Annotated in this window: 9 protein-coding genes; 3 read left to right on the top strand and 6 right to left on the bottom strand. The window is 45.0% G+C overall.

Features of this window, described 5'->3' with window-relative positions:
- The first annotated feature begins 182 nt into the window (after positions 1–182).
- Together FEM33_RS19205 and FEM33_RS19200 are read left to right on the top strand one after the other, a co-directional pair.
- A complete protein-coding gene (locus FEM33_RS19205) occupies positions 183–398 on the top strand; it encodes a hypothetical protein (protein WP_139013619.1) in 216 nt (71 codons plus the stop codon).
- Positions 395–1,219: an SDR family oxidoreductase gene (locus FEM33_RS19200; protein ID WP_139013618.1), complete on the top strand. Its 825-nt coding sequence runs from the start codon at positions 395–397 to the stop codon at positions 1,217–1,219. The genes FEM33_RS19205 and FEM33_RS19200 overlap by 4 nt, the downstream gene beginning before the upstream one ends.
- 80 nt (positions 1,220–1,299) lie before the next feature.
- Here FEM33_RS19200 and FEM33_RS19195 read toward each other — a convergent pair whose 3' ends face one another.
- A complete protein-coding gene (locus tag FEM33_RS19195; protein ID WP_139013617.1) occupies positions 1,300–3,756 on the bottom strand; it encodes a carboxylesterase family protein in 2,457 nt (818 codons plus the stop codon).
- 189 nt (positions 3,757–3,945) lie between these two features.
- Here FEM33_RS19195 and FEM33_RS19190 point away from each other — a divergent pair, with 189 nt between their 5' ends.
- Positions 3,946–4,329, top strand: a complete 384-nt coding sequence (locus FEM33_RS19190; RefSeq protein ID WP_139013616.1) for a VanZ family protein — start codon at positions 3,946–3,948, stop codon at positions 4,327–4,329.
- Here FEM33_RS19190 and pgi read toward each other — a convergent pair.
- From pgi to FEM33_RS19165, 5 genes are all read right to left on the bottom strand, one after another.
- Positions 4,308–5,957: a glucose-6-phosphate isomerase gene (pgi, locus tag FEM33_RS19185; protein WP_139013615.1), complete on the bottom strand. Its 1,650-nt coding sequence runs from the start codon at positions 5,955–5,957 to the stop codon at positions 4,308–4,310. The two genes, FEM33_RS19190 and pgi, sit on opposite strands and share 22 nt — an antisense overlap.
- 78 nt (positions 5,958–6,035) lie before the next feature.
- Positions 6,036–6,875 (bottom strand): sugar phosphate isomerase/epimerase family protein, encoded by an 840-nt coding sequence (locus tag FEM33_RS19180; protein ID WP_139013614.1) that lies wholly within the window; start codon positions 6,873–6,875, stop codon positions 6,036–6,038.
- A 67-nt stretch (positions 6,876–6,942) separates the two neighbouring features.
- The gene (locus FEM33_RS19175) at positions 6,943–8,148 is read right to left on the bottom strand and encodes a heparan-alpha-glucosaminide N-acetyltransferase domain-containing protein (protein ID WP_139013613.1); all 1,206 of its coding nucleotides are present in this window, start codon (positions 8,146–8,148) and stop codon (positions 6,943–6,945) included.
- 207 nt (positions 8,149–8,355) lie between these two features.
- Positions 8,356–9,753, bottom strand: coding sequence for a Gfo/Idh/MocA family protein (locus FEM33_RS19170; protein ID WP_139013612.1), 1,398 nt, complete (start codon positions 9,751–9,753; stop codon positions 8,356–8,358).
- Positions 9,754–9,922: 169 nt separating this feature from the next.
- Positions 9,923–11,998: a PAS domain-containing sensor histidine kinase gene (locus tag FEM33_RS19165; RefSeq protein ID WP_139013611.1), complete on the bottom strand. Its 2,076-nt coding sequence runs from the start codon at positions 11,996–11,998 to the stop codon at positions 9,923–9,925.
- Positions 11,999–12,182: the final 184 nt, after the last annotated feature.

Below are 12,182 nucleotides of genomic sequence, written 5' to 3'. Positions count from 1 at the left end.
CTGAAAAAATCCCCGTCTGAATAAGATGGGGATTTTTTTTACACGTATTCCGGCCAAAGTGGGTAATAAGATTCTTTCTCGACAAAAATCCAAACTGCTCCCCCACTGGCATCAAATTTTATTAAAACAGACTAGCACAATCATCAATAATAATAACCTTACTGACTAAAATTCAAACAGAAATGGACACAAGGATCGCATTGCCAGAGTTGATGTATTTATCCCCGACGACCCGTGAAAAAGCGGTTACGATTGCACAGGAACTTTTAAAAGCCGATAATATTTCTCCTCGTGAAGCAGTTGCAAAAGCAATTCTCATTGCTAAAAACTGGGCGGTTAAAAATGTTAATCGCCGTGTCTGGAAAAAGTTAAAGTCGTTTGAAAAAGAAATTATATGACCGATTCAAGTCTGAAATTCAAAGATCAGGTTGCCATTGTTACCGGTGCAAGTTCCGGAATTGGAAAAGCATGCGCCATTCATCTTGCCAGTCTGGGCGCGCACGTTGTTGTCAATTACAGCTCCAGTAAGGACGAAGGTCAGAAAACGGTGGATGAAATTACTTCAAACGGCGGAAGCGGTATCCTTGTCAAAGCAGATGTAAGCAATGAAGAGGAAGTAAAAGCAATGTTCAACGAGACTATCAGCAAATACGGAAAGCTGGATATTCTCGTAAGCAACGCAGGTCTGCAGCAGGACGCTCCATTTCTGGAAATGACTCTGAAACAATGGCAGAAAGTAATTGATGTAAATCTTACCGGCCAGTTTCTTTGTTGCCGTGAAGCAGCAAGGATATTTGTGGAGCAAGCAAAAAAACCGCAGGAAAACAGCCATAACGAGCTTTCCATTGGAAAAATAGTACTGATGAGTTCGGTACATGATGTGATTCCCTGGGCAGGGCATGTGAATTATGCAGCTTCAAAAGGCGGTGTAATGATGTTCATGAAAACAATCTCGCAGGAACTGGCGCCTCATAAAATCAGGGTCAATTCTGTGAGTCCGGGAGCTATCAAAACGCCGATTAACAAAGAAGTCTGGTCCGATCCGCAGAAATACGACGGATTAATGGATCTGATTCCATACAAGAGAATAGGAACGCCGCAGGATGTTGCAAAGGCAGTTGCCTGGCTGGCTTCTGATGATTCCGACTATGTAAATGGAGAAACCTTATACATTGACGGCGGAATGACGTTATACCCGGAATTTGCCGACAACGGTTAAAAACAAATTATACTTCATCGATAAATAAAAACAACGCCGGACCTGAAAATCCGGCGTTATTCATTTTAATCCGGAAGGAGTTAATTATATATAAATTCCCCTTTTTCCACACTCCAGTCGTTTCCGAAAAAACCGGCCATTTTCACATCCTTTATTCCTTCTGAAAGCATTTCCAGCGAGTAGATCATTAAATCCGGGAAACCACTTCCACCGCTGAAATACTGATTTGCATTGGCAGCCTGAAAACCTTTCTTTCCGGTTCCGGAAATTACGGCAACGGATGCATTTTCACTGTCTGATCGTGGCCAGATAAAACAGGCCGCTAGATTATCGCCTGCAAAGTTTTTATTACTTATTGTAATTTTTCCGCTTGAGACATTTACAGGACAATCTCTGAGCAGCTTGTTCCAGGCTGCATTGGTATCTTTATTTCCGTACAGCACTATGCCCCTGTTTTTATACTGTTCTGGATTAAAGTCTTTGTCGGCTATTAATTCCACTGCTCCGTTGCCTCGATAATACCACGTTTCTGCATCATACTTTGCTTTTTCCAAAGCCCAGTCAGCTTCCTCTTTTGATCCGCCGGTTGCATACACAAAAACCATATTGTTTTTAAAAGCCTCCTTGAATGTTCCGTTTCTGCGCGGATTTTTACTTTGCTTTTCAGGCGTTGAAACGGTCCAGTTTGAATCCTTTTTGAGGTAAATTGTTTCGTTTCGCTGTTTTACTTTATAATTCACAGCAGCAAGGCTATCCAGCGCAATCTGCACTTCTGTTCCCGTTGCAAATGCGCCGAGATTGAATGAGATGGCCGCAACGTTGCTTGTTGAGCCAGAAATTTTGTTTGCTTTTTTATTCAGGCTGATCTGAATTCTGCTGTACTTCAAAGGCGTTACTTGCTGCTGAATTTCTGCCCACCGCATTTTGGAAGAGATGCCGGGATTAGCCGTAATAAAATCAACAAAGTTCACAGCCGTATCCGCAGGAATAAAATGCCAGCTGAAAAAGTCGAAGATCGGCGGCCAGTCTACGCTGATGTCGCCGTACCAGTGCTCGCCGCCTATGTGTTCGTAATAACTAAAATCACGGTGAAATTTCCCCAGAATATCCCGCATTTGCCGAGCGTATTTTACAGAAACGGTTTTGTCCGCATCGCCGTGCGCTACATAAACGCCCAGACTTTTATAGTTGGAAGTCAATGCGAGCACATTGCTTGCATTGCTCGATCTTAACAGGATGGATTCCATCGGCGAACCCGCGCTATCGGGAATGACACCGTCGTGCGAGCCGTATGAAGACAATGTCGGATAACCGGCCGACGGCGCAATGGCTGCCCATTTTTCGGGATAAGTAGCCCCCAGGAACCAGGTTCCGTGCCCGCCCATGGAATGGCCTGTCAGATAAATGCGCGAAGAATCGGGTTGAAACTGCTTTTTGGCAATTTCCAGTACTTCCAGTGCGTCCAGCCGGCCCCAGTCTTCCCAATTGAAACCTCTTGGTCGCCGGTTTGTTGGCGCCACAACCACGCCCCACTCTTTCGGCTTGTACGCCCTCGCCTGACTGATCGCCTGCACTTCCGCTCCGTGAACGGAAAAGAACAGAGCCGGCTTTTTGTCGGATGTCGGTTTCAGCTGCGGACTTACTGCATAATACTGAACGCTTCCGTCCAGCTCGCTAATGAACGTCCGGCTATACTGTTTTCCTTGTTCAACAGACTGTATGGCCATTATGGACTCATCTATTTGTCTGCCGTCTTTTAACAATGTAACGGCAACATCCTGTTTTCCGGGAGCAGAAACATCCGCCGCATTGATCAGTACGCCTACTTTCCGCAACCCGTATGCCGGTACCGAAGGAATCGTTGTGATTGTCTCTTTGCCTGAAACGGAAGATTTTATCTGAAAGCCTTTTAACACTTTTGAACTGGTGTTCACAACGACAAGCCCGGCCCATAATGAATCGTTTTTCAAACCGGGAACAATATCCGGAATGGTCAGATCTTCGATATTGAGGTAAACGGGTTTCTTGGGAAAAGAAAGTTGGGCCTTTACGCCGCCGTAACTTCCAAAACGGGCCACACGTGCATAGATTTCATTGTTTCCTTTTTTTAACCGTACCGGCAAATGCATCCAGCCATACCGGTACATATCGCCTGCATGCGGAACGCCGTTCACAAATGCCATGTCATGCCCGGTCATTGTCAGAACCGCCGTTTGTTCCTTTGCAGAGTTATAAGTGAGGTAAACATAGCCGTTTGTAAATGCTTCTCCGCGAAAACGGTTCAGTGAATCCGCATTGATTTTCCGCCATTTGACCTCCGTTCCTTTTTCATTTGTAAACAGCACCTTTCCTTCCGCCGGTCTGGAAAGCGTTCCGTTATAAAGCTGGTACGCAAGTTCATCTTTGTACAAGGCTTCCCGGCCATACTGATGACATGGCCCGATGCCAAGGCCTTCTTTGAAATAATAATCCTGCTGGGCATAAGCCTGAAAACCGAGGCCGGTAAGTAAAACAAGGGCAAGTAAGAATCGCTTCATTGATAAGTTCAGGAATAATTTAAAAGATTAAACTTAATAAAAAATCTTAAAAATTACTTCCCACTAATTAATAAAACAAATTAAACCTTTCTGTACACCATATTGCCGGACTGATTATAATTAATTTACATCTGCTGAAATCATTTGCTGAATAGACCGTAAATTTGCCTTAAAACCTTTCTTCAAACAATGGGAAAATTAGTTGGCTCGCTGATCAGGCTCTTCTCAGGCAAACCCTGGCTTGGAATAATATGGACAATTCTGATACTTGTAGCCTGTACATGGCCGGGAAAAGACATTCCTGCGGCGCCGGTTGTAGGATTTGATAAATTCGTGCACTCGGGTCTTTTTACCGCATGGACCGTTTTATGGCTGCTTGCCTATCCGCACAAAAGCCGGACCATTGTTTTGACCGGAATGGCTTACGGACTCGGTCTTGAATTTTACCAACAGCTCCTGCCGTTCGACCGCACTTTTGACTGGTGGGACGCCGTGGCAGATGCTGTTGGTGTTTTGATCGGATTTGGAATAACTACTTTATTGCTGAATCGTTACCGCCAGCGTTTGTACTGATTGATCAGGCCGTTGGTGGAACTGTCGTGGTTGGTAACCGGCCAGTCATTTTGCAGTTCAGGGTAAATTTTGTTGGCAAGCTGCTTGCCGAGTTCTACGCCCCATTGGTCAAAACTGAAAATATTCCAGATAATACCCTGTACAAAAATCTTGTGTTCGTACATCGCGATCAGGCTTCCGAGCACTTTGGGCGTTATTTTCTTGACCAATATGGAATTGGTCGGACGGTTTCCTGAAAACATTTTGAAAGGAACCAGAAAATCAATTTCCTCCTTGCTTTTTCCTGAATTTTCAAGTTCAGCCCTTACCTCTTCTTCTGTTTTCCCGTTCATCAATGCTTCGGTTTGCGCAAAAAAGTTGGAAAGCAACATTTTATGATGGTCGCCAAGCTGGTTATGGCTGACGGCCGGTGCAATAAAATCGCAGGGAATCAACTTGGTACCCTGATGAATCAGCTGGTAAAAAGCATGCTGTCCGTTTGTACCCGGCTCGCCCCAGATAACAGGACCCGTCTGATAATCGACCGGTTTTCCGTCGCGGCCTGTACTTTTACCGTTGCTTTCCATATCGCCCTGCTGGAAATAGGCGGCAAAACGGTGCATATACTGGTCATACGGCAGAATAGCCTGTGTCTGTGCGTCATAAAAATCGTTGTACCATATTCCCAAAAGTGCAAGAATAACCGGAATGTTCCGCTCGAATTTTGTGGTACGGAAATGCTTGTCCATTTCGTGTGCACCCGTCAGCAGCTGTTCAAAGTTCTGAAAACCAATGAAACATGCAATCGACAGTCCGATTGCAGACCACAATGAGTAACGGCCGCCCACCCAGTCCCAGAAAACAAACATATTATCCGGATCGATACCGAATTTCTCCACTTCGGACTGATTCGTTGAAATGGCTACGAAATGCTTTTTGACATGCTCTTTGTCAACGGCCTTATCCAGAAACCATTTGCGTGCGCTGTGTGCATTCGCCATCGTTTCCTGCGTCGTGAACGTTTTGGAAGCGATCATAAAAAGCGTTGTCTCCGGATTCAGCGACTTCACCGTTTCGGCAATATGCGTTGCATCCACATTGGAAACAAAATGAACGTTCAGACCGGGTTTGCTGTAAGCTTTCAGCGCTTCAGTGACCATAACCGGGCCCAGGTCACTTCCTCCGATCCCGATGTTTACAATGTCCGTAATTTCCTTTCCGGAATATCCTTTCCAGCTTCCTGACCGGATTTTCCCCGAAAACTCCTTCATTTTGGCCAGCACTTCATTCACTTCCGGCATAACATCCTTTCCGTCCGAAAGGATCGGTTCGTTGGAGCGGTTACGAAGTGCCACATGCAAAACCGAACGGCCTTCCGTCGCATTGATTTTTTCTCCGGTAAACATCTGCTCAATAGCATCGGCCAAGCCCGCTTCTTCGGCAAGCTGCACAAGATAGGAACGTGTACGCGTCGTAATTCTGTTTTTGGAATAATCGAGCAGGATATCACCAAAACGAATGGAAAATTTTCTGTGGCGGTCCGGATCTTCCTCGAACAAACTTCTCAGATTTTTCTGGGAAATGGACTTGTGATGCGATTTCAGCTTCTTGTAGGAAGCCAACCGATCAAAGGGCACATTTTTAAGCATGTTTTATGGTGTTATTGTTTAGAATCTACCTTTCCTGCAAAAATATGACTTTACGGCACTTTAAACGCTTTTTTATGACTAGCTCGCGTCGCAAATCCCTCTGAAGTAACCGACAGATTCGGCGATTCCGGCCAGCGGATCTTTCATATCTTTCTCATATTCAAGACTGCATGCACCCGCATATTTGATTTTACGCAGCATTTTCACAAACAGAGAAATATCAATAATTCCGCGTCCGAGTTCGCACGTTTTTCCGTCCTTGTTGGCTGCGGTTACATTTTTGAGGTGTATATCAAAAATCCTTTTCGAGTATTTCCAAAGGTCATTGGACGGATCCTGATTATCCCGCTGATTATGCCCCATATCAAAACAAAGCCCTACTCTTTCGTCCAGATTTTTCACCAGATTGTAAACAGAAGCCGCATTCGGGTAAAGTTTGTCTTCCGGTCCGTGATTATGAATCGCAAACTTGATATCGTATTCCTTTACTTTCTTTTCCACATATTTCAGGTCCGCATGCGAAGGAATCCCGACAATGAGCTTTACGCCTACTTTCTTGGCATATTCGAATGCATTGTCAATGTCTGCCGTGGTTTTGGTATAAATCGGTCCGACGGCGTAACCCTTTACGTCGGCTTCTTTTAGCTTGGCATGAAAAGCCTGGATCTGCTCCGGCGTGCTGTTCAGTGGCAAATGGAAATCTTTGATACAAAGATAATGTACATCCGTTTTCTTCATCATTTCCAATGCCTGATCCAGATTGAAATGTACAAAACTGTATCCCGCCATGGCAAGGTTGAATGTATCCGGCGTCTTTTTTATTACGCTGCCAGCCACCCTTTTTTCCGGTACTGAAATCATGTTGGCTGCAAAAAGACCTGCTATGCTCTTCTTTACGAATCCTCTTCTTGTATTCATTTATTTCCGAGTTTGATAAAACACTATACTACTCAAAGACGAGGAAACCGGAATTTACCACCTCCTTTTAAATCTTTAATTTGATTCCGATCCGGTTGATGAGCCCCGTAACCACAATCACGAGCAATGAAAACAATGCCGATTTCAATAACCCGATCATGCCGGTGCGTAAATCCATTGGAAGTTCAATATGCACCAGTGTAATAAATGCATACCAGATATAAGGAACCAGATAACAGGTGAGCGTTGCCGTACCCGCCGGACGGATGACAGCAGCCCAGCTTTTCTTTCCTTTTATATCGACAAGCCAGAACATAAAAGCAAATGCAATAAAACTGATCCCGCTGCAGATTCCTACCCACGCCGGCGTTGCACGGATTTTTGATATTCCCCAGAACGGCCGTGTACCGAATCCGTACAGCAAGGCAACAACTCCCAGCGCAAGCAGAATGAAAAGATAACTGTTGCGGACAGCACTGGCTTTTGTATAAAGCCGGTACATAACGGATGCGACAACGCCCGCCATTGTGAATGCCGGCATGGAACCGCTGCCCACGATCCATACATATTGTTTTACAGGATCAAGAAAGTCGAGTATGCCGGCAAAATCGGCCAGATTGAACAATACAAAAAACAGCCAGGCCGCGATGATCAGCGGCAAACGGTCTCCGGCAAAAAGATAACACACGGCACAAAGCAGGTACGACCAGCCGATAAGCCCGAGAATTCCGTACCAGTGTGTTTCCATCCACGAAGGGTTTTCCGGATTCCCGCCTTTGTAAACAGCAGCCATGACGGTCAGCAAAATATATCCGCCTATTTTCAAGCCCGTATAAAGTGATTTTTTTTCAGGATTTTCAGGATAGACGTTCCAGATCAGAAAGAATGCAATCACCACAAGGATTTCCCACACATACTTGCTGATGACCATGCCGGAATCCACTGCGTTTTCCAGATTGACGAGGTAAATCCCCATCAACAGCAACGCAAATGTTCGTTCGGCAATGTGCCTGAGAATGGTTGCATTGCTGTCGCCTTTGGATTTTCTGTTGGCAATGGCAAACGGCAGCGAAAGTCCGACAATAAACAAAAATCCCGGAAAAACGACATCTGAAAGTCCCATGGCATCGTCTGCGCCTTTGCTGTGTTCCATCCATTTCGGCACGCCCTGCAATGTCCAGAAATCGTTTACAAATATCATGAGAAACATGGTGACCGCGCGGAAAACATCAATGGAGTCCAGTCGCAGCGAAGAAGATTTAGGATTTTGCATCGGGTTTGTTAACCAAAAAGGGGTAAAAGGTTAGTTGTAAGATGTGAAAGGTTGGATGTTAGACTGGAAGCGTTCCGGGTTTTGTGTTTTTGATCGGAATCGGATTTGTATAATTTAAAAATGGTATAATCCGGCGGGGGATTTCTTGCCGGATTATACCAGAATTTTTTTGCTGTTTTAAAGCTTTATGCTTGTATAATAGCCTTTTTATACCGCTTTTACCACTTTCATTTCCTGCGGGTCCCAGCTTACGACGGTGTTTTCAAAATAGCTTTTATTGGAAAGCAATGCCGGGCCGGCTGCACGGAACCCGAAAACGGCATCTTCCAGCACAGGCTTGTTGGTACGCATGGATTCGAAGAAATTGGCAAAATGGTCCAGACGGTCGTCATACCCGTTCGGCGCTTTGTACTCTTCAGTTTCCGGTTCCGACATTTCGGGCTTCGACGGATATTTGGCGTTGTAATCGGCCAGGAATTTTTCCTGCAGTGCTTTCGGGAAAGTGTCAATCGTGTAACCCGGCGCTTTGGACATCTTTTTCCTTTTTACTGTCACCGTATTGCCCATCAGCGTGATCTGGCCGTCTGTTCCTACAAAGCGGAATCCGGAACCGCCGCCGGAACCATCTGCAAAATTCACACGCAACGTCAGGTTGAACGCCGGATGTGAAGCTGTTTTCGGATAATCATAAATCCCGACCATGAAATCCGGAACATCACGGCCGTCTTTCCAGTAACGAAGACCACCGCTTGTCATTATACGCGTCGGCCCTTTTGAATCCAGAATGTAATGCATTCCTGAGAAAAGGTGGACAAAAAGATCGCCCGCAACGCCCGTTCCGTAATCCTGATAATTTCTCCAGCGGAAAAAGCGAAGCGGATCGTAAGCTATTTTAGGCGCTTTATTGCTCAGGAAACGGTTCCAGTCTACTGTTGCAGGCGATGCATCCGGCGGAATGGAATATTGCCATGCACCTTGTGCGGAATGTCTGTCGTAAAATACCTCTACAAAATTCAGTTCACCGATTACGCCCGCCTGATAAAGTTCTTTCACTTTGGTATACACAATCGAGCTCACGCGCTGGCTGCCCACCTGAAAAACTTTCTTGGAATCGTTCTGCGCCTTGATCATGTCATAACCCTGCTCGATTTTATGCACCATCGGTTTTTCACAATATACCGCTTTGCCCGCTTTCAGTGCTTCTATGCCGATTTGTGAATGCAAATGATCCGGCGTGGCCAGAATAATGGCATCAATATCCTTTCTGTTCAGTATTTCAGAGTAATCGCGCGTGGTTTGTATATCATTGCCAAACATTTCCTTGGCCCGTACAAGATGGCCGTCATAAAGATCTGCAACAGCCATCAACTTCACACCCGGCAGCATCAATGCCGTTTTCGTATCGCCCATTCCCATAATACCCGTTCCGATGCAGGCAATCTGAATATTGTCATTTGCAGAAAATTTTTGTTCAGATACCGGAATTTCCCTGGATACGCCGGATTTTCCGGCAAACAATGAATTGACAGGACTTGCAGCCAGCAGCATGCTGCCGGATACTTTCTTAATAAAATCCCGTCGGTTGTTGTCACTAAACTTTGCCATAGCAGAGATAAAAATGTTATTTGAATTGCTTGTTTACTTCACAAGCTATAAAGTTAACCCTTACAACGCATTTTGTCAGAAGTTTTCTGCGCTATGTTATTAATTTTTGTTTTACGGCGATTTCAGAAGAAGATTATTTCCTGTTCATAAATTTATACAGAATAAAATACTACTCGGAAATCTGCATTTGTTTTTCAGGAAGTATGACGTGAAAAACGGCGCCGCCATCCGGATTGGAGGTTGCGTAAATATGACCGTGGTGGTTCTGGACAATTTTTTTACACATGGCAAGCCCGATTCCTGTCCCTTCATATTCTTTTTTGCCATGCAGCCGCTGGAATATATTGAAAATCTGTTCGGCATGTTCCTGACGAAATCCGATGCCGTTGTCCTTTACCTCCAGATTATAATAAGTTCCTTCTGTAAAAGGCAGCTGGTATTGTGCATACCGTTGTTTTTCCAGAACCGTGCAGGAAATGGAAATAACGGGACTTACATCTTTTCTGCTGAACTTCAATGCGTTGGTGATAAGATTTGCAAACAGCTGTAAAATCTGAAGCGGCACGCCTTCGATTACCGGCAAATCGTTGTAAATAATTTCAGCCATTTTCTGCTCGATCAGCAGATCCAGATCGCTTTTAACTTCCTCAATGACCTTCCCGAGCTGGATTGCCTTTATCATTTCCGCCTTTTTGGAAAGCTGGGAATAAGCCAGTACGTCCCGGATCAGTACGAGCATCCGGCCTGCCGAATCCTTGATTTTACTTACATAATGCAGTGAACGTTCGTCTGTTTTCTGCAAATTCGTTTCCAGCATCTGCGCAAAAGTGCTTACTTTCCGGACCGGCTCCTGAAGATCGTGCGATGCAATGTAGGCAAACTGTGCAAGTTCTGCATTGGATCTCTGCAGGTTGCTGTTTGCTTCTGCCAGTTCTTTGGTACGCTCCGCCACAATTTCTTCAATTTTGTGTCTGGCCAGAACCTGGTCCGTAACTTCCGCCGCCGTGTTCATCACGCCGTATACCTGTCCTTCGGAATCGAAAAGCGGTGTAAAGCTGTAATTGAAATAAAACGACTGAAGCCGGCCGTCCACAACAATATCAACGCGCTGGTTCCTGGCATGAAAAGCTTTTCCCTGTGTAAAAACATGATCGAGCTGACCGAAGATTTCCTGATTGTCCAACTCCGGCAAAATTTCGGAATACAACTTGCCGATAACATCATTTCCTTTGCCCCAGACATCAATGATAGCCTGATTTGCAAGGTTAATACGCATTTCTCTGCCGATATACACGCCAATCGGAAATGGCGCACTTTCCACAATAGAACGCGCCCGCTGCTCACTTTCTTCCATTTTCTTTTGTGCGATGACCTGTTCAGTTACGTCCTGACACAGTGCCATGACGCCTTCTTTTCCATTCGGCTCTTGATGCGGCTGACAAACGATATTCAGAAAACCGTCTTTTCTGTTTCCGTGATAGCTGACACTATATGGCTGGTCAAATATAGAAAATGATTCACCTTTGGTCCTTGCTTTTTCTGCAACTTGCCGGAAATAAGGTTCTGATTCCGGAATTACATCAAACAACGGCTTTCCGATCAGTTCATCCGCACTTTTATTGATTAATTTTCCAAAGGCTTCGTTTACAATTTCGACCGTCATGTTTTCATCCGTCAGCACAACTATCCCGACTGTTGCTTCCTGCACCAGGTTCTGAAAACGGTTTTCGGATTCTCTCAGTTTATGAACGGCCTGTATCTTTTCTGTTGTTTCTACACTGCTGATCAAAACTCCGTCCACTTTACCAGCTACATCAAAAACGGGAGAATAGCTGAAAGTCCAGAACTGGTTTTCCCTTTTGCCGTTTCTGAATAATGGAAAGAGCCGGTCTTCAAATTGCATGGGTTCGCCCGTTTCCAGAACCCGCCGAATGTCCATACCCACAATATCCCATATTTCAGGACTGATTTCTTTGTATGTCTTACCGATAGCCGGATGTTTTCCCGCGTTGCTTAAAACAAGGCTACTGGCATCGTTGTAAAAGCAAATTCCGTCTTCTCCCCAATAAAGAAACATTGGAAAACCGGAATTCAATACGATACCAAGCGCAGTGCGCAGGCTTAACGGCCATTGCTCAGGCGTTCCGAGCGAACTTTGCGACCAGTCGAACCCGCGTATTAACGCACCCATTTCACCTCCGCCCCGGATAAAATGGAAAACATTGTTTAAAACCTGCTTTTGCAAATCTTTGTCCTATTTAGTTCTATTTTAGCAGCACATAATAATCACGCCAGCAGAGGAAACAAGTTGTTCAGGAGCAGTTTCAAAGCCAGGACTGTAATTTAGAATGCATGATGCATTTAGTACAAATTCCGAATTCCGAACTTGTCAGTCTGTTTTGAAATAACCTTTTTCACTTGCCGGCTGT

The sequence above is a fragment of the Dyadobacter flavalbus genome (assembly GCF_006149045.1).
GTDB classification, from domain to species: domain Bacteria; phylum Bacteroidota; class Bacteroidia; order Cytophagales; family Spirosomataceae; genus Dyadobacter; species Dyadobacter flavalbus.
The sequence above is the reverse complement of the archived record's forward strand: the minus strand, read 5'-3'. Positions and strand labels throughout refer to the sequence as shown.